The sequence below is a fragment of the Corallococcus sp. AB018 genome (assembly GCF_003986945.1).
GTDB lineage: Bacteria > Myxococcota > Myxococcia > Myxococcales > Myxococcaceae > Corallococcus > Corallococcus exiguus.
On the sequence record NZ_RAWR01000068.1, the window covers coordinates 1 to 18,150 of the forward strand.

Here is an 18,150-nt window from a genome sequence, read left to right on the forward strand (position 1 = left end):
CCAGGATCAAACTCTCCAATTGTATTCTTGGTTTGCTTGAACCGGCGTTCCCCGAGACCCGGCTAAGGAGTCTCGGCTCGCTGATTCGTCGGCACTTCCCTCTCGCTGCGCTTTTCAGCGCTGCTCTCGAGGTGAAGCGCCCTCAAAAAATTGACTGCGGGTTTCCGCAATCCATTACTTCTTGGGCTTGCTATTTGGTTTTCAAAGACCGAGCCGCTTGTGCTGCTTCGCGACTTTTGCTACCGTCTACCTCGCTGCTGGTTTCGTTTCAACCAGCGGGGTTGCAGCTTCTATTTCAGTTCGCAATCAGCGTCAACTTCGCTTTTGCGGGCTGCGGGCTGCTTCGAAGTTCGTCGGCGCCGTCCAGTGACTTCCGCCGTTTCTTTTCGAAGGGGAGCGGCTTCTACTTCGGCGCCGTCTTCCCTGTCAACCGCTTGCTGTCAGCTTTCCTCACCGCTTTGCGTCCGTCGTGTTGCTTTCCGGACTGCTGCTTCTTCGGTGGGGCGCGGCTTCTATCTCTTCGCCGCGTTCGCTGTCAACTCGCTCGTTGACTGCCCTATTTCCTTGTCGGTGCTGCTCTCTCCACGAAGTGCCTTCCGCGCCAGTGCGCGGGCTTCGAGGTGAGGGGCGCGGCTTGTACCACCACCGCATCCGCGATCAACCATTTTGGTGGCGACCGTTTGCTGCTGTCCGCTCTCTGCGTTCCGAGGTGCTGCTTTCGGTCCGGTTCGGGCGGGGCGCGGCTTCTACCTCTTTGCCGCGTTCGGGATCAACAACCTTCGTCGATCCTTTTCTTCCCCGCGCTGACTTCCCGAGGCCCGAGGGCCAGCGGTCCGTTGCGCGGAGGTCCAGTCTCTAACGCTTCGGTTCGGCGACGTCAAACCCTGATTGATCCGGGCCTGATCATTCGACTCAGCCGCCGGGGATATGGGCACGCCGTTCCAAGGTGTGAACCCCCGGCTCCGGCTTTCTTCTTTCCCCGTCACTTCCCTCGGCGTGCCGCCTGCTCCTCATCCAGCGGGGCGCGCCATCGCGTCCCGAAGAGCCCGTCCGAGAGGGGAAAGGTGATGTTGAAGTTGTGGCGGCCCATCCGGCTGGGATCGTGGTGCACCTGGTGGTGACGCCGGAGGAAGGAGATGCCGGGCAGCCGGGCGCTCCAGTGGTTGCTCGGCAGGTGGGTGGTGAAGTGCACCCACTCGTACGCCAGGTAGTAGCCGAGCGCCGTGGCGGCGAAGAGCCAGCCCGCGTTGGGGGAAATCAGCAGGAAGCAGAGGGCGCCTAGCGGGGCGGCGATGGCTCCCAGGAAGAAGAGGAGCAGCACCGGCGGGAAGAGCACCATCTTGAAGTCCCGGCTGGACTCGTACGCCATCGCCTCGTGGGTGAAGAAGCGGTGGTGCTGGACGGTGTGCCGCTCGAACATCAGGCCCAGGCCCCGGGTGCGGTGGTGCATGGGGCCCCGGTGCCCGAGGAACTCGACCACGTTCGCGAGCGCGATGACCGCGGGGACTCCGAGCAGCTCCCAGAGGCGGGGGGCCTCCAGCTGGCTCAGCGCCAGGGCGATTCCCCCCAGGCAGACGAGGCTGGTGAAGGCGAAGTGGACCTGCCCCCGGTAGCCGGGCCCGATGGCCTGGGCCCGGTACTCCTCACGGAAGGCCAGGACCTTGCGGGGGACAGGGTGCGGTTCCATGCGTCAGGAGCGCTTCGTTCCCTTGCCGTCCGCGGGCTCTTCCTTCCGGCGCGCGAGCGACTTCTGCAGCTTCTTCATGCGGTCCAGGATGAGGGTGCGCTTCAGGCTGGAGAGGTGGTCCACGAAGACGTGGCCGTCCAGGTGGTCGATTTCGTGCTGGAGCACGTGCGCGAGCCGGCCGTCCGCCTCCAGTTCGTGCCACTGGGCCGTCTTGTCCTGGTAGCGGACCTTCACGCGCTCGACGCGGGAGCACTTCTCCCAGACGTCCGGCACGGAGAGGCAGCCCTCCTCCAGCTTCACGCTCCCCTCCTTCGAGAGTATCTGGGGGTTCACGATTTCGAACTGGGTGCCGTCCTCGCGGCCGACGATGGCCACTCGCAGGGGGACTCCCACCTGGTTGGCCGCGATGCCGATGCCCTTGGCTTCCGCCATGGCCTCCGCCATCTCCTGGAGGAGCGTTTCGAGCGCCGGGCCGAAGTCGGTGACGGGCTGGGTAGACGTGGTGAGAACCTTGTGGGGCCAGATGACGATGTCGCGAGCCATGCGGCGGACTCTGCCATGCGGCCCCTTCCATTGCTCGGCAGTTCCGCTAGACCGGCGGCATGCACCCGAACGCCCAGCTCATCACCGACTTCTATTCGGCCTTCCAGCGGCGCGACGCGGACGGAATGGCCGCCTGCTACCACCCGGACGTGGAGTTCAACGACGCCGTGTTCCAGGGCCTGCGCTACGCGGGGGCCACCTCCATGTGGCGCATGCTGCTGGAGCGCGGCAAGGACCTGGAACTCGTCTTCAGTCAGGTCCAGGCCGATGACCGCACCGGCAGCGCCCACTGGGATGCGACCTACACCTTCAGCCAGTCGGGCCGGAAGGTGCTCAACCGCATCGACGCGACCTTCGAGTTCGCTGACGGGAAGATCATCCGCCACACCGACCGGTTCCCCTTCTGGACCTGGTCGCGGCAAGCGCTGGGGCCAGTGGGATGGGCGCTCGGGTGGACGCCGCTCTTGCACAACAAGGTGCGCGCCCAGGGCGCAGCGGGCCTGCGCAAGTACATGAAGGAGCGCGGCATTCAGGGGCCGTGACTCACTCCCTCACGTCGAGCGCCTTCAGCGTCACCGGTCCCTTGGGGCCCTGGCGTGAGAGGGTCGCCTCGCAGCGCACCTGGCCCATCCAGTCCGTGTAGCGCAGCGACGCGTTGCCGTCCGCGTGCAGCCACAGCGACGCATGACCGTGGTTGCCCCGGTCCTGGCGCACGCCCGTCCATTCCGGGAAGCGCGGCCGGGATTCGAAGAAGCGAACCGGTGCCACCGGGTACGCCGGGGCATCCCTGCGCTCGGAGGGAAAGCCTCCGTGGCCCAGGCTCGCGCCGACGAAGGGGAGGCCCGGGGCGCGGTCGTAGAGCGCTCCGGCCTGGGCGCCTCCCCAGCACCAGAGGTCCACCCACTCGCGCTCCACGACCAGGGTGCGCAGGTCCTCCGTCACCAGCGGGGCGAGCTGCTCCGCGCCCGGGCCGTAGGGCGCGGCGTGGGTCAGCAGGATGTTCATCGCTCCCCGCCGGCGTCCCTCCGACAGGCGTTGCTCCAGCCATTGCAGCAGCGCGGGCTCGCGGTGACGGCCCGCTTCGAACCACGCGGTGTCCAGACCGATGAGCTGGAAACGCTCCGCGGCGAGGCTGAAGTAGCTGCCCTCCTGCGGGTGACGGGAGCTCGCGCCCCGCCGCTCGTCCAGGTAGCGGAAGTAGGCCCCCGCTCCCGAGCGCATCTCCGGCGGCGCGTTCAACGTCAGCAGCGCCGTCGTCCCGAGCAGTGGCTCCAGCGGCTCCGCCAGGTGCGCGTCGAATTCGCCCTGGCGGCCCGAGTAGAAGACACCACCCAGGTGCACCGCGCAGTCCAGGCGCTCGCCGCGCATCACCAGCTGCCGGGCGATGTATCGAGAGGCGTATTCGCCCGTGCCGAAGTCTCCGAAGAGCGCCACCTCCACCGGGCGGCCGGGCTCCGGCTCTCGCAATGGGTAGACGAAGCGGCTCTTCGCTCCGAAGTGCCAGCGGAATGGGGCCTGCCGCGCCGCCGCGCCCTGCTCCAGCCACACGGGGCCGCTGAACAACAGCCAGCCTCGCAGGTCCGCTTGCGGCTCGAAGCGCGTGCGCGTGGGGTCGATGGGGATCTCCTCCGTCCTCAGAGGGAAGGTGAAGTCCGCGGGCAGACCTCCCGTCCCCTGACGGGCGTGGCGCTCCGTCGCGGCCAGCTGCTCCTGGAGCTGGCCGGGGTCCGTGAAGAGCAGCTCGAGCTCTCGCAGCGCCTCCACGAACGCGCCCACCGTGACCCTCGCGCCCAGGCCACTCTCCGTCCAGCGCAGCACGTCCTCCGGCTCACGCAGGAAGGCGGTCTTCAGCGCCTCCAGCTCCTCCGGGCCGAGGAGGGGCAGGTCCGTGTCCTCCGGCGGCGGTGCTCCCGCCGGCACGGCCCTTCCGCTCGCGGGCGGGCAATAGCCGAGCGATTCGTAGAGCGGATTCCACCTGCTTTCCATGCGTCGTCCCCCTGGTGATGGCGTCGGATGCCCAGGGACGTATTCTCCCAGGCATCCCCGACATTCCTGCTCATCCTGGGGTGCGGCTCAGGGCGCGGCGGCGCCCGTGCCTTCCTTCCGGAAGGTGTAGAGCGTGTAGTACGAGCCCGTGGCGAAGCCGGGCAGCTTGAGCGGGTTGAACACGCTCAGGTTCGTCATCACGCCGCCCACGAAGCCCGGCGGGACTTCCACCAGCTTGAGCGCCCCCCCCGCGAGCACCACGCCCGCCTGGGGCTGGTCGTTGCTCACGAGCACGCACTCGCCCTGCGCGGTGAAGGCTCCCACCGGCAGGAGGAAGCGTGCGTAGAACGGGACCTGCGTGCCTGGCGTGAAGGCCCGGTCCGTCAGCCGGAAGCAGGCCGTGGCCGAGCCCACTCTTTCGTAGCCGCCGTCGCCCGCGGGCACATACAGGCCCGCGCCCAGCTTCACGGTGGGCGTGAAGGGCGCCGCCACGCACACCGCGTCATCCGGTGGCGTCGCGGCGTCCTCCTGCGAGCGAAAGGCATACACCCACTCGTCGCAGGACTGCAGCCGCACCGGGGCCCCCGCCTGTCCTTGAGTCATGTTCAAACCCATCCTTCTTCGAGGACAGCGAGGACCGCTGGGTTCGTGCTCCGGTCACTGCCAGGACAGCGCGTACTCCGTGTCCACCGGGCCCGTCTGCCGGCCCTTCACCTGGACGCCTCGGGCACCGAGCGCCTCGATGACGCCCTGGAGCACGCCTTCGTGGTACGCGGGCGGCATGAAGTCCCGCTTCATCATGAGCTTGCCCGCGCGGTCGCTGGACCACTCCACGCTGCGCTCGCCGTAGCTCACCGCCGCGCGGTAGCCCGTGGGCAGGTTCGTCACCAGCCGCCTGGGGCTGTCACCCGCGAGCAGCAGCAGCGTCTTGCCCGCCGCCGACGACAGGAAGTCCGTGGTCGCCTGCGTGCCCATCTTGCGCAACATCGCGTCGAAGCCGCCCAGCTGCGGGCCCATCAACTGCGCTCCCGTGAAGGACAACTTCAGGAAGCCCGCCACGGGGTAGTTGAAGAAGTCGACGAACTTCTTCTCCTGCACCACCGCCAGGCACTTCTCCACCGCGGCATCGCCGCCCAGGATGCGCACCGCGTTCAACGCGCCGTTGAAGAACATTCCTCGGGCCGTGTCGTCGGGGGTCGCCAGGGCCAAACGCTTCTCGAGATCCTGGGCAATGGCTGGCTCCAGGACCGTGACTTCCTTGCGCTGCTCACTCATAGAGGGGGGAATCTCCGGGGGGGAGGAGATGAACACGCGTGCGCGCTACAGCCGCACGAGCTGGGCCCCATAATGGACGTTGGCTCCGACAGCCGCCACCACCACCAGGTCCCCACTGCCGAGTGCAACACGACCCTGCTCCAGGTCGTCCGCCAGAAGAATCAACATCCCGGCCGCGGACGTATTGCCAATGCGATCCACGTTGCAGGCCACCGACTCCTTGGGCAGACCCGCCCGGGTCACGAACGAGTCCATCACCCGCTTGTTGGGCTGGTGGAAGTAGTAGCGCTTCACCTGTTCACGCAGCGTGGGGGTGAGCACCGCGTCCAGGCACTTCTGCATGTACTCCGGGTAGCTGCGCGCGACCTTGAAGCCGTCCACCACGAAGGCCATGTCGGACGGGCGCGTGCGGCCCGGCTGGTAGGGCAGCTTCAGCATGCCGCCGCCACGGCGCGTCACCAGCTCCGCGTATGCGTTGCCGGAGAACGAGGAGAGGATGCCCGGACCGTCCTCGTCACCCTCCTGCTTGCGCAGCACCACCGCGCCCGCGCCGTCACCGAAGACATACATGGACAGGTAGGCGTTGAGCGCCTTGGGGCGGCCCGGCGTGGGCGGCAACTCGTCCGTGTAGACCTCCCGGTTGAGCAGCGGCGACGTGAACGCCGAGGCCACCACCGCCACCGTGCGGAAGCGGCCGCCGTCCATCATCTTGCGCACCAGGTCCAGCACGTAGGGCGTGCCGCCGCAGCCGTCATCCACCACCAGCGCGAAGGCGTCCTCGCGCAGGCCCAGCCGCTCGTGCAACGCCATGGCGTCGTGGTTGAAGTGCGGCGCGTCCGGGGTGCACGTCACCACGAAGAGCGCGTCCAGCTCCTTCGGATCCACGCCGCCGCGGGACAGGGCCTGGCGCAGCGAGACCTCGCACATGTCCGTGTTGGTCGCCGGATAGAAGCGCCCCAGCACGTCGTCCGGCGGGGGGATGGCGCGGCCCGTCTCGTCGTCGAAGTCCCAGAGGAAGCGGCGCTCCTTGATGCCAATCTTCTCTTCGATGCGGGCGGCCGACCAACCGGGGATGGCTTTCGCGATCCGCTCGTTGGAGATGGTCCGTGCTGGGACGAACGAACCCGCGCCCACCACACACACCCGTTCGGTCATTACCATGGCCTCGCGATTTCACAGCCTTGCCGGACGGGATGGATTCCCTGGCACGCGTGCATAGAGCACGTTCCAGGCCACTTCCTAAGCCCTTGGAAAGACGGAGTTCCTGTTTCTGGACGCGTCATTCGTGAAGCACACGCCAGGACAGAACAGCCCCGAAAGCCTGTGAAATCCGCAGGATGCGGAATGTTTCAGAAGTGAAGCTATCGACGTGGAATGAATCACACGCGATGTGTCAATTCACTGACAGTGGACACCGAGGAGACTCATGGTGTCTGCCATTGCTCAATACTGTCAATGGCCCTCGCGTCGGCAAGGGTCCGCCGCCCCCTGCCGGGCGGGCGGTGGACTGACGACAAGCCCGCCGCGCCTCCCCCCATTGCCAGCAGGTCGCACCGGGCCCGGCTCGCACTACGCAGGGCACGGAAAATCGGATCTCCCGCCGGACACGCCGGACTTCTCTTCGAATATTGCGCGGGACGGGTCCGATTGGATCGCTCCCCTCAGAAGGGGATGTTGTCGTCGTCGCCGGGGGGCGGGATGTCGCCGTCGTCCGGCGGGTTGCCGAAGCCGTAGCCACCGCCCCGGCCTCCTCCGCCACCGCGCGCGGGGGGCTCGCCACCGCCGCCGTCACCGCGCTGCCGGGCGATCTCCGCCTCGATGGAGGCCAGGAGCTGGCGCTCCTTGTCGTGCCAGCGCGACTTGCTGGGGTCCGACAGGGAGCGGCGCGCGCCGTTGGCGTAGAACTCCAGGTCCTGGAGGCTGGCGCCGTAGACGGGGGCGCCCTTGCTGCGGCCGTAGTTGGGCAGGAGCATGCCGTCGCCGCCGCCGCCACCAGACGGGGCGCCCGAGGCCGCGGGACGGCGATACGCCGGGGCCGACGCCGCGACGGGCGTGGCGCTCATGGACAGCTCGCCCAGTTGAAGCGTGAAGCCGTCGTCGTTCCTGTACGCCGTGCCCACCCGGACCTGCTCCACCGAACCGTCGGGACGGCGGACCGCGACGGTGACTGGATATTGCTCGCTCATGGGGCCGGGATTCACACCGCCACGGCCCGCATGTCAATCGAAGGAAGCAACCCGTGTCGCTCCCGAGGCACGCACGGCGGGCCGCTCGGGGCGACCCGTCACGCGGGGAGGAGCACGGACGACGTCCTCCGTCAGGTCAGCGACACCATGCCGCCGCTGGAGCCCTTCTTGCGCAGCCACGCCTTGGGCTTGGGCGGCACCGCGGGCGCGGCCGGCTTCGCCGCTTCCTTCAGCGCCTGGCTGCCCGCGCGACCCCTCGGCAGCGTGAGGTCCGGGACCGACTGCGGCTTCGCGCCATCCACCCACGCGTCCGGGCGGCGGCCCGTGCGGATGAGCAGGCGCAGCTTCTGGTAGTGCGCCGAGCAGTAGCCCTTGGAGCGGCTCTGGCGCTTGCAACCGATGACGGCGCAGGCCTGGTTGTCTTCCGCGGCGACGACCTTCGGCGGACGGCCCGGGGACTTCGCGGCGGGCGCCTTCACGGGCGCGGCCTTCGCGGCGGGCGCCTTCACGGGCGCGGCCTTCGCGGCCGGCGTCTTCGCGGCGGGCGCCTTCACGGGCGCGGCCTTCGCGGCGGACTTCGGCGGACGGCCCGGACGGCGGCGGGCAACCGGCTCCGGCGCCAGCGAGGGCGTGCGCACGCCCGCCACGGCTCCCAGGCGGCTGGACAGCGGCGCCAGGCGGTCGGTCACCGCGCGCAGCGCATCCAACGCATCCAGCCCCTTGGCCATACGGGCCACGGCCTTCTGAACGGGAGCCAGTTGCAGTTGCAACTCGCGGCGGACCATGTCGCGAAGTTCGGTTTCAAGGGAAAGTGGGGCCATGTGGGGCAGGATATACACCCATCCGCCCGTCTAGGGATGGAAACATTCCCCAGGATGTTAAAGGAACCATCCATGACTCCGGTTCCCACTCCCGTTCGCTTCCGCGGCACCGACTCCTACCTCACGAGCGAGGGCCTGCAGGCGGCCGTCAACTGCGCCCTCACGCTCCAGCGCCCCCTGCTGGTCAAGGGTGAGCCCGGGACGGGCAAGACGTTGCTGGCGGAAGCGATTGCCCAGGGACTGGGATTGAAGCTGCTCACCTGGCACGTGAAGAGCACCACGCGCGCGCAGGACGGTTTGTATGTCTACGACACCGTGCAGCGGCTGTATGACTCGCGCTTCGGGGACGGGGACGTGCGAGACATCCGGCGATACATCCGCATGGGGCCGCTGGGCGAGGCCTTCGCTTCTCCGGAGCGCGTGGTGCTGCTCATCGATGAAGTGGACAAGGCGGACCTGGAGTTCCCCAACGACCTGCTCCACGAGCTGGACCGGATGCGCTTCCGCATCTCCGAGACCAACGACGAGGTCGTGGCGAAGAACCGCCCCGTGGTGCTCATCACCAGCAACAACGAGAAGGAATTGCCTGACGCGTTCCTGCGCCGGTGCGTGTTCCACTTCATCGACTTCCCGGAGCGCGAGCTCATGCAGCGCATCGTGGACGTGCACCACCCGGGGCTGGACTCGGCGCTGGCGGACCAGGCGATGAAGGTCTTCTACGAGCTGCGCGCGATGACGCGCCTGCGCAAGCGGCCGTCCACGAGCGAGCTCATCGACTGGATTTCCGTGCTCAAGGCCAACGGCGTCGTGGAGTTGAAGCTGGAGGAGCAGCTGCCGTTCCTGGGCGCGCTGCTCAAGAAGGAGCAGGACCTGGTGGCGGTGGCGGAAGCCTTCGGACGCGGCCGGCGGACGCGCGCTTAAGACAGCCCGGGAGCCACGCCATGTTCCTGCCGTTCTTCTACGAGCTGCGAAAGCGCGGGGTGAAGGTGGGCGCGCAGGAGGCGCTCGCCCTCGCCGGGGCGCTGAAGGCCGGGCTGCATGACAGCAGCCTGGATGGGTTCTATCACGTGGCTCGCGCGCTCCTGGTGCACTCGGAGACGCAGCTGGATGCCTTTGACCAGGCGTTCCTCTCCCACTTCCAGGGCGTCGCTTCCGACGCGCTGAAGCTCACCGAGGAGCTGTTGTCCTGGCTGGAAGAGGCGAAGGAGCGCACCGACCTGAGCCCGGAGGAGATCGCGCTCCTGGAGCAGTGGGACCCTGAAGAGCTGCGGCGGCAGCTGGAGCAGCGCCTGAAGGAGCAGACCGAGCGCCACGACGGCGGAAACCGCTGGGTGGGCACGGGCGGCGCGTCTGCCTTTGGCAACAACGGCGTGGCCCGGCAGGGCGTGCGCATTGGCGGCACGGGCGGGCGGCAGGGGCAGGCGCTGTGGCAGGCCGGGGCTCGCAAGTACGCGGGCTACCGCGACGACCTGGTGCTGGACACGCGGCAGCTGGCGGTGGCGCTGCGCAAGCTGCGGGCCTTCGCGCGTGAGGGTGTGGCTGAAGAGTTGGACGTGGACGAGAGCATCGCCGCCACCGCCAAGAACGCGGGCGAGCTGGAGGTGGTCACGCGTCCGCCGCGCCGGCCCAACACGCGCGTGGTGTTGTGCATGGACGTGGGCGGGTCCATGGACCCGTACGCGCACCTGGTGAGCCGGCTGTTCAGCGTCGCCAGCCAGGCCACGCACTTCAAGGAACTGCGCACCTACTACTTCCACAACTGCGTCTACGGGAAGCTGTACGCCACGCCGCAGCTGACGGGCGGCATCACCGTGCCGGAGCTCACCGCGCAGGTGGGAAGGCATCACAAGCTGGTGATGGTGGGCGATGCGTCCATGGCCCCGTATGAGCTGGGCATCCGCACGGATGCCAATGGCCAGTACCGCCAGGAGGGCCTGGAAGGGCTCACGTGGCTGATGCAACTGGCGCAGCACTTCGAGCGCAACGTGTGGCTCAACCCGGAGCCTCGTGGGTCGTGGCGCTCGGGCAGCATCGCGGTCATCGCCAACGTGTTCCCCATGTTCGCTCTCACCGTGGAGGGCCTGGGTGAGGCGGTGAACCACCTCACCCGGGGGAAGACGCCCCGGGGGGCGATGGCGCGGCGTTAATTCCCGGAAAGGTGCGAGCCCGCCCACCCGTCGGTGTGACTGCCGACGGACGGGCGCGTTTGGTGCGGCGCGGCGGCTCCAGTTACGGCATGGTGCGCCCGCGACGCAGTCCTGCGCGGGAGGCCGCATGACGACCGAGAAAATCGATACCCAGGCAATCAACACCATCCGCACGCTGTCCATGGACGCGGTGGAGAAGGCCCACTCTGGCCACCCGGGCGCGCCCATGGCGCTGGCTCCCGTGGCCTACCAGCTGTGGCAGCAGGAGCTGCGTTACGACCCGGCCCAGCCCAACTGGCCGGACCGCGACCGCTTCATCCTGTCCAATGGCCACGCGTCCATGCTGCTCTACAGCCTGCTGCACCTGGCTGGCGTGAAGCGCGTGAAGGACGCCAAGGTCACCGACGTGCCGGCCGTGTCCCTGGACGACATCCGCAACTTCCGCCAGCTGGACTCCGCCACGCCCGGCCACCCGGAGTACCACTGGACCACCGGCGTGGAGACCACCACCGGCCCCCTGGGCGCGGGCGTCTCCAACAGCGTGGGCATGGCCATCGCCAGCAAGTGGCTGGGCGCCCACTTCAACAAGCCCGGCTTCGACCTGTTCACCCATGACGTCTACGCCCTCTGCGGCGATGGCGACATGATGGAGGGCGTGGCGTCCGAGGCCGCTTCGCTCGCGGGCCACCTCCAGCTGCCCAACCTGTGCTGGATCTACGACAGCAACCACATCTCCATCGACGGAAGCACCGACCTGGCCTTCACGGAGGACGTGGGCCGCCGCTTCGAGGGCTACGGCTGGCGCGTGCTCAAGGTCACCGACGCCAACGACCTGGACGCGCTGTCCAAGGCCTACAAGTCCTTCAAGGACGAGCGCGGCAAGCCCACGCTCATCATCGTCAACTCGTTCATCGGCTTCGGCTCGCCCAAGAAGCAGGGCTCCGCCAGCGCTCACGGCGAGCCCCTGGGCGCCGACGAAATCAAGGCCACCAAGAAGGCCTACGGCTGGCCCGAGGACGCGCAGTTCCTGGTCCCCGACGGCGTGCGCGAGCGCTTCCAGGAGCGCATGGGCGCTCGCGGCAAGGCGCTGCACGACACGTGGGAGAAGTCCGTCGCGGACTACCGCAAGCAGCACCCGGAGCTGGCTCGTGAGCTGGAGGCGCTGCTCAAGCGCGAGCTGCCCGAGGGCTGGGACAAGGAGCTGCCCGTGTTCCCCGCGGACGCGAAGGGCATGGCCACCCGTGAGTCCGGCGGCAAGGTGCTCAACGCGCTGGCGAAGAACTACCCGTGGCTCGTCGGCGGCTCCGCGGACCTGAACCCGTCCACGAAGACGTACATCTCCGCGTCCACGTCCATCAAGCCGGGCGAGTACTCGGGCCGCAACATCCACTTCGGCGTGCGCGAGCACGCGATGGGCTCCATCGTCAACGGTCTCAACCTGAGCCACGTGCGCGGCTACGGCGCCACGTTCCTCATCTTCAGTGACTACGAGCGCCCCTCCATGCGCCTGTCGTCCCTGATGGAGATTCCGTCCATCCACATCTTCACGCACGACTCCATTGGCCTGGGCGAGGACGGCCCCACGCACCAGCCGGTGGAGCAGCTGATGTCCCTGCGCGCGGTGCCGGGCAACGTGGTGCTGCGCCCCGGCGACGCCAACGAGGTGGCCGAGGCGTGGCGCTACATCGCGCAGCAGAAGCACCACCCGGTGGTGCTCGTGCTGTCGCGCCAGCCGGTGCCCACGCTGGACCGCACGAAGTTCGCTCCCGCTTCCGGCACGGCCAAGGGCGCGTACACGCTGCTGGAGGCGGAGGGCGGCTCGCCGGACGTCATCCTCATCGGCACGGGCACGGAGGTGGCGCTGGTGGTGGAGGCCGCGGAGAAGCTCAAGGCCGAGGGCGTGAAGGCCCGCGTGGTGAGCATGCCTTCGTGGGAGCTGTTCGAGCAGCAGCCCCAGGAGTACCAGGACAGCGTGCTGCCCCCGGGCGTGAAGGCTCGCGTCGCGGTGGAGAAGGGCGCGGCGTTCGGCTGGGAGCGCTGGACGGGACACACCGGCAGCATCATCGGCATGCGCAGCTTCGGCGCTTCCGCCCCCATCAAGGCGCTGCAGCAGAAGTTCGGCTTCACCGTGGAGAACGTGGTGAAGGAAGCGCACGCCACCATCGCCAAGGCGAAGAAGCACTGACGCGCCTGTAGAAAAAAGAAGGGCCCCGGACCCTCCCCCGAAGGTCCGGGACCCCTCTGACTTCCAATCCCCCCTACTTCGACTTCGCTCCCCCCGGCTTCACATCAGGCCGCGTAGAACACGGGGCGCGTGGGGCGCGGGTTGCTGACGAACTTCATCTCGTTGATCATCTTCTTGAAGTCCTTCTGGTCGATGCCCGTGGAGCCCTGGGCCTGCGAGCGGGTGGCGTACTTCTCGTAGGTGTCCACCACCTTCTTCGCCTCCGGCGTGAGGCGGTCGTAGTTCTGGCGCGCCCACTTCATCGTGTCGGTGAACTCGGTGCCGGCCGCGTTGCCGTCCAGGTCGCCCGCGCCCTTCTCGATGGCGGCGGTCAGGTCGTTGCCGGAGATCTTGCCCTTCTTGGCGTCCAGGCCCTCCAGCGCGTCGCGCATGGAGCTGTCGTGGAAGGTCTTGAAGCCATCCATCTTCTTGAACATGGCGTCCGCCTCCTTCTGCGTCATGCCCTCCGGGCCGGCCTTCTTCGCGGCCTGCTGGTAGGTCTTCAGGACCTCCTTGGCCTCGGGCGTGAGGCGGCTCTCGTTCTTGGCGGCCCACTTCTCGAACTCCTTCAGCTCGGAGGTGGAGGAGTGGCCGTCCGTGTCGGAGATGCCGTCCTTGATGGCCTTGGTGAGGTCCTCGCCGGAGATGGGGCCGCTCTGCTTGTCGAGCGCCTCCGTGGCCTTGCGGGCGCTCACGTCACCGGCGCCCACCTTGCTCAGCTCCTTGTTCATGGCGGCGGTCTCCTTGTCGGTGAGACCGGTGCGGCCCTGGGCCTGCGCCGCCTGGGTGTGCTTGCGGTAGACGTCCAGGACCTCCTTGGCCTCCGGGGACAGGCGGCTCTCGTTCTTGGAGGCCCACTTCTCGAACTCCTTCAGCTCCGCGCCGCCGGCCTGGCCGTCGTGGTCCGCGGTGCCCGTCTTGATGGCGCGGGCCATGTCCTGGCCGGACACCGTGCCGCCGTGGCTCTTGCTGTCCAGGTTGGCGAGCGCCTTCTTCGCGCTGGCGTCACCCACGTCGCGCATCTCCGCGAGCATCTTCTTGAAGTCGCCCTGGGGGATGCCGGACTCGCCGCGCGCCTGGGAGACCGCCGCATACTTGCTGTAGATGTCCATCACCTGGCGGGCTTCCGGGGTGAGGCGCTCGCGGTTGTTGGCGGCCCAGTCCGCGACGGCGCGGTACTCACCGGAGGCGGCCTGGCCGTCCAGGTCACCGACCGCGGCCTCGATGCTGTCCGCGAACTGCTCCGCGCCGATGGAGCCAGAGGTCTTGTTCAGCTTGTTCATCTCCACCATGGCGCCCAGGTCCTTGGGCTGCCAGTTGTCACGCGGGCCCACGCAGCCGTGGCCCTGCGCGGAGAAGCGGTCACCGAGGTGCGCGTGGCGGGACTGGAGGTCGTGGAGCTGCGACTTCAGGCCCGCCATCTGCGACTTCATGTTGTTGAGGGTGGCCTTCATCTCCGCCGCCTGCTTCGCCGGGGACGAGCTGCCACGCAGGACCGCGAGCTCCTTGTTGCCGAGGGCCGGCTTGCCGTTGAGGGAGGTGGCGACGGCGGTGGAAGCGGACTTGGCGATGGTCATTTTTGATCTCCGGTGGGAGCGGCTTCCGTTGCGGAAGCAGTCATGCCGGGACCTATTGCGCGCGTCGTGCCAGCTCCCCGGGCCAGCACACCCTGAAGGATTCCATGGGGTTACGCTGCGATGACGCGAGAGCCGGGGTGGTGACAACAGTCACCAGCGGTGATGACTGTCACCATCCCCCCCGCCCCGGGGTGGTGACGAAAGGCATCACTTCCGGCGCGAGGGCTTGAGCGCCTTGCGCACGCGCTGCTTGCCGGCGGGACGGTCCGCGACGTGGACGTAGCCCCGCTTGAGGAAGAACGGGAGCGTGCCCGTGTAGGCCATTCCGTTGCTGATACGCGCTGAGCCCTTGGGTGGTTTCACCGGATAGCCTTCGAGGGTGGCGGGGCCCTCGCGACGCACCGCGGCCTCCACGGCGGCGAGCAGCGCGGTGGCCACGCCCTGGTTGCGCCAGTTCCGGTGGATGAAGAAGCAGGGCACGGAGGTGACGGTGTCCGCGTCGTCGCACGTGAAGCTGGGGGCGCGGTCCAGGCGCGAGAAGGAACGGCGCGGACCGAAGGCGGCCCAACCCACCGGTACTCCGTCCGCGTAGGCGAGGATGCCCTTCGCCTCTCCGCTCGCGACCAGGGCCTTGAAGCGGCGCTTTGCTTCAGGGCCTCGCACGTCGTCGTAGCGCTCGCCCTCCGGGATGCGCCAGTACATGCACCAGCAGCCGCCACAGGCGCCGTTGGGGCCGAAGAGCTTCTCGAGGTCGGGCCAGAGCTCCGGGGTGAGCTCCACGGTCTTCAGGTCGGGTGGCGCCATGGGGCGCCCGTTCTAGACGCCGCCGCGCAGCTCTGTCTCGGGCCAGAGGGCTCCGTCCCTCGGGGTGAGCAGGAAGGTCAACTTCCCCTGGTGGAAGCCGCGCACCGGGCCCGTGGGCTCCGGGTAACCCGGTGGCAGGAGCCAGTCCGGGGGCTGGAGTGGTGTGGTGGCGATGGACTGGCCCTGGCGCAGGGCTCCCACGTCCTGGTCCGTGAGTGCTCGCGAGGGCGTCCAGGGGAGCAGGTCGCGGCCGTGCCGTTCGATGCGCGCGCCGGGGCCCGGGTCCTTCCAGGGGCCGATGGCCGTGCGCTTCAGCGTGGAGAGGTGCGCGCCGCAGCCGAGTGCGCGTCCCAGGTCTCGGGCCAGGGAGCGGACGTAGTAGCCGCCACGGCAGGTGAGTTCCAACGTGCTGGCCTTGGGCAGGTCGTGCGAAAGCCAGCGCGCGGTGTGCAGGTACACGCGCGAGGGAGGCAGCTCCACGACTTCGCCCCGGTGGGCCTTGCGGTAGGCGGGCTCACCTCCGAGCTTCTTCGCGCTGGTGGCGGGCGGGATTTGATCCGTCCAGCCGAGGAACGGGCGCAGTGCTGCTTCGAGTTGCTCGGGGGTGAGCGCGGTCGCGTCCCCCTGGTGCACGGGGCGGCCGTGCAGGTCTCCGGTGTCCATCTCCGTGCCCCACTCCACGCGGGCCTCGTAGACCTTGGGCGCCGCGTGCAGGTGTTCGAAGAGGTGCGTGGCCGGGCCCACCAGCATCAGCAGCAGCCCTTCCGCGAACGGATCCAACGTGCCGCCGTGGCACAGCGCCGTGCGGCGGCCGGGCCTCGTCGTCTGCGCTTCCTCCTGGAAGGCACGGACGGTGGCGAAGCTGGTGGCGCCCACGGGCTTGTGCGTGAGGTAGAGGCCGGGGGTCATTCGTCGTTTCCGTTCCGCTTCACCGTCGTCGCGCCCTGCTGCTTCTCCAGGTGCACGGGCGAGGTGCCGGTCTTGTCCGCGATGACGGTCGCCAGGGCTTCCGCGTGCGTCGTCACCCAGACCTGGCTGTACTCGGAGGCTCGCACGATGAGCCGGCCCAGGGGCTCCAGCAGGTCCGGGTGCAGGCTGGTCTCCGGTTCGTTCAACGCGAGGAACGGCGGCGGTCTGGGACTGAGCAGCGCCGCCAGCAGACACAGGTAGCGCAGCGTCCCGTCCGACAGTTCCGGCGCGGACATGGGCCTCGACAGGCCGGGCATGTGCAGGAAGAGGCTGAAGCGTCCGTCCTCCGCTCGCACCTCCAGCCTGGAGCCGGGGAAGGCGTCGTCGATGCCCTGCTCCAGGGCGCGGTCATCGCCAATCTCCCAGAGGGTCTGGAGCGCCGCCGCGAGGTCGCGCCCGTCCGACGCGAGCACCGGCGTGCGCACGCCCACCTGCGGGTGCCGGGGCAGCGCGTCCGGGTCCGTGCGGAAGTGGTGGTAGAAGCGCCACGCGCTCAACGTGCGTTGGACTTCGCCCAGTCTGGGGAAACGGTGCGGTTCGGCGAGCTGATCCATCACCGACTCCGAGCCCCACAGCTCCGCGGGGAACGTGACGCGCTTCCCGTCCGCGTCGCGAAGGAAGGCCGTGCGGTCCTTGCGCTCCATCAACACCAGATGCCGGCCTCCGGAGTGCGCCCAGAGGTGCTCCTCCTTCACCTCCGGATCCAGGGTGAACATCGTCTGGGGTGGCGACGTGGGCACCACGCCGCACTGCAATTCGTAGGTGAGGTCGTCCAGGTCCACCGTCACGCGCATGCGCGCCGGCTTCTTGGGGTCACGGGGGCCGGCCCACATCACGCTCGAGGTGCCGCCCTCGTCCGCCAGCGTGCGCGCGAGCCGGCCTTCCGCCGCCGCCGCGAGCAGGTACAGCGCGCGGTACAGGTTCGTCTTGCCGCTGCCGTTGGGGCCCACCACCACGGTCACCGGCCCCAGCTCCAGGTGGAGCTGACGCACGGAGCGGTAGCCTGCGATGTCCAGACGCGTGAGGGCCATGACGTGCGCGCGAGCCTATCCGGCCTCCTACGGAGGGGGCCGCACCTTCGTCCGGCCGCTGCCCACCTCCCGGCACAGCGTCCAGCCGTCCTCGATGATTTCGTCGGACGGCACGGGCTCCAGCCAGCGCCGCGCCTCCTCACTGGCCCTGGCCTCCTCCAGTTGCAAGGAGGCACGGACCTCGCCACCCACGACCCACGAACCTTCCCCGCCGGACAGCATCAGCAGGTCCGTTTCGAGGTCTCCGACCATGAGGTGATCCGAGCTGGTGTACAGCGCGCGCACGCGCTCGTTGCCAATCACCACGAGCCCTGAGTCCGCCGGGTCGCCATCCATCAGGGCGCCATGGATGATGAGGTCTCCCAGCACGACGACGGTCCCCGATAGGTGGACGTGGCCGTGGAGCTCCAGGGGGCCCTGGTAGATGACCATTTCGTCGGAGGCCGTACCGAGCGTGATGAACGTGTCCCCATCGCGCTGCCGGGTCTCCGAGAAGGCTGGAAAGGAAGCCACCCGCCCGCCGTGACGCGCCAGCGCGTGCGCGACGATGAACTCCCAGTCCGGGGGGCTCCGCGCTTCGAAGATGGTGATGGGCTCGAAGGCCTGCCGCGTCAGCGCCGTCTCCAGCGCCTCCGCCATGCTGTCCAACCATTTGTCCCGCAGGCGCTGCTGCTCGGGCGTGGGCCAGTGAGGCTCGCCGCCCCAGTGGTCGACAATCTTTCCCCCGGGCAAGCGGTTGCGCAGGTCGGTGAGCGCGGCTTCGATGTCCGGGCGACGTGGGTGCATGACGGGCTTCTAGCTCCTCAGGGAGGGCTCGCGCATCCGCTTCGGGCCGTGGGATAGACTCTCCGCGACTTCGCGTCGGCCGTGGACCGCGAAGCCCCGCGCAGGAGCCTCCAT

The 18,150-nt window shown here is 68.6% G+C and carries 18 protein-coding genes; 5 read left to right on the forward strand and 13 right to left on the reverse strand.

Annotated elements, in window-relative coordinates:
- On the forward strand, window positions 1-551 hold a 551-nt coding region (locus tag D7Y11_RS44310; protein ID WP_233607303.1), incomplete at its 5' end, for a hypothetical protein.
- Between the two features lie 431 nt (window positions 552-982).
- Here the strand turns inward: D7Y11_RS44310 and D7Y11_RS16260 are convergent.
- The gene (locus D7Y11_RS16260; protein ID WP_121752768.1) at window positions 983-1,687 is read right to left on the reverse strand and encodes a sterol desaturase family protein; all 705 of its coding nucleotides are present in this window, start codon (window positions 1,685-1,687) and stop codon (window positions 983-985) included.
- Between the two features lie 3 nt (window positions 1,688-1,690).
- Window positions 1,691-2,230, reverse strand: coding sequence for a peptide deformylase (gene def, locus D7Y11_RS16265; protein WP_121752769.1), 540 nt, complete (start codon window positions 2,228-2,230; stop codon window positions 1,691-1,693).
- A gap of 59 nt (window positions 2,231-2,289) precedes the next feature.
- Here def and D7Y11_RS16270 point away from each other — a divergent pair, with 59 nt between their 5' ends.
- On the forward strand, window positions 2,290-2,772 hold the full coding sequence (locus tag D7Y11_RS16270) for a nuclear transport factor 2 family protein (protein WP_120599893.1): 483 nt from the start codon (window positions 2,290-2,292) through the stop codon (window positions 2,770-2,772).
- A 1-nt stretch (window position 2,773) separates the two neighbouring features.
- On the opposite strand, the gene D7Y11_RS16275 is transcribed toward D7Y11_RS16270, so the two are convergent.
- The 6 genes from D7Y11_RS16275 to D7Y11_RS43315 all read right to left on the reverse strand — a co-directional run bounded on the left by D7Y11_RS16275 (window position 2,774) and on the right by D7Y11_RS43315 (window position 8,498).
- Window positions 2,774-4,216, reverse strand: coding sequence for a hypothetical protein (locus tag D7Y11_RS16275; RefSeq protein WP_126934150.1), 1,443 nt, complete (start codon window positions 4,214-4,216; stop codon window positions 2,774-2,776).
- 87 nt (window positions 4,217-4,303) lie between these two features.
- Window positions 4,304-4,819: a hypothetical protein gene (locus D7Y11_RS16280; protein ID WP_126934151.1), complete on the reverse strand. Its 516-nt coding sequence runs from the start codon at window positions 4,817-4,819 to the stop codon at window positions 4,304-4,306.
- Between the two features lie 54 nt (window positions 4,820-4,873).
- Entirely contained in the window at window positions 4,874-5,491 is a 618-nt protein-coding gene (locus D7Y11_RS16285; protein WP_121752771.1) for a DUF2378 family protein, read from the reverse strand.
- Window positions 5,492-5,536: 45 nt separating this feature from the next.
- Window positions 5,537-6,646 (reverse strand): 3-oxoacyl-ACP synthase III family protein, encoded by a 1,110-nt coding sequence (locus tag D7Y11_RS16290; protein ID WP_120575466.1) that lies wholly within the window; start codon window positions 6,644-6,646, stop codon window positions 5,537-5,539.
- A gap of 506 nt (window positions 6,647-7,152) precedes the next feature.
- Window positions 7,153-7,677 (reverse strand): hypothetical protein, encoded by a 525-nt coding sequence (locus tag D7Y11_RS16295; RefSeq protein WP_126934152.1) that lies wholly within the window; start codon window positions 7,675-7,677, stop codon window positions 7,153-7,155.
- A gap of 131 nt (window positions 7,678-7,808) precedes the next feature.
- The gene (locus D7Y11_RS43315) at window positions 7,809-8,498 is read right to left on the reverse strand and encodes a vegetative protein (RefSeq protein ID WP_158641954.1); all 690 of its coding nucleotides are present in this window, start codon (window positions 8,496-8,498) and stop codon (window positions 7,809-7,811) included.
- Between the two features lie 72 nt (window positions 8,499-8,570).
- On the opposite strand from D7Y11_RS43315, the gene D7Y11_RS16310 reads away from it, so the two are divergent.
- The 3 genes from D7Y11_RS16310 to tkt all read left to right on the forward strand — a co-directional run bounded on the left by D7Y11_RS16310 (window position 8,571) and on the right by tkt (window position 12,830).
- Window positions 8,571-9,419, forward strand: a complete 849-nt coding sequence (locus tag D7Y11_RS16310) for a MoxR family ATPase (protein ID WP_126934155.1) — start codon at window positions 8,571-8,573, stop codon at window positions 9,417-9,419.
- A 20-nt stretch (window positions 9,420-9,439) separates the two neighbouring features.
- Complete coding sequence (locus tag D7Y11_RS16315; protein ID WP_126934156.1) at window positions 9,440-10,645, forward strand: VWA domain-containing protein; 1,206 nt, start codon at window positions 9,440-9,442, stop codon at window positions 10,643-10,645.
- Between the two features lie 127 nt (window positions 10,646-10,772).
- Window positions 10,773-12,830, forward strand: coding sequence for a transketolase (gene tkt, locus D7Y11_RS16320; protein ID WP_126934157.1), 2,058 nt, complete (start codon window positions 10,773-10,775; stop codon window positions 12,828-12,830).
- A 104-nt stretch (window positions 12,831-12,934) separates the two neighbouring features.
- Here the strand turns inward: tkt and D7Y11_RS16325 are convergent, their stop codons facing one another.
- The 5 genes from D7Y11_RS16325 to D7Y11_RS16345 form a co-directional block, all read right to left on the reverse strand.
- A complete protein-coding gene (locus D7Y11_RS16325; protein ID WP_126934158.1) occupies window positions 12,935-14,446 on the reverse strand; it encodes a hypothetical protein in 1,512 nt (503 codons plus the stop codon).
- Window positions 14,447-14,653: 207 nt separating this feature from the next.
- Complete coding sequence (locus D7Y11_RS16330; protein WP_120575475.1) at window positions 14,654-15,250, reverse strand: GNAT family N-acetyltransferase; 597 nt, start codon at window positions 15,248-15,250, stop codon at window positions 14,654-14,656.
- A 12-nt stretch (window positions 15,251-15,262) separates the two neighbouring features.
- Window positions 15,263-16,159 carry a tRNA pseudouridine(55) synthase TruB gene (gene truB / locus D7Y11_RS16335; RefSeq protein ID WP_126934159.1) on the reverse strand — a complete coding sequence of 299 codons (897 nt, stop codon included), beginning with the start codon at window positions 16,157-16,159 and terminating at the stop codon, window positions 15,263-15,265.
- Entirely contained in the window at window positions 16,156-17,250 is a 1,095-nt protein-coding gene (locus D7Y11_RS16340; RefSeq protein ID WP_120575477.1) for an AAA family ATPase, read from the reverse strand. Before D7Y11_RS16340 ends, truB begins: the two co-directional genes overlap by 4 nt.
- Before the next feature lie 27 nt (window positions 17,251-17,277).
- Window positions 17,278-18,036 (reverse strand): hypothetical protein, encoded by a 759-nt coding sequence (locus D7Y11_RS16345; RefSeq protein ID WP_126934160.1) that lies wholly within the window; start codon window positions 18,034-18,036, stop codon window positions 17,278-17,280.
- Window positions 18,037-18,150 lie beyond the last annotated feature (114 nt).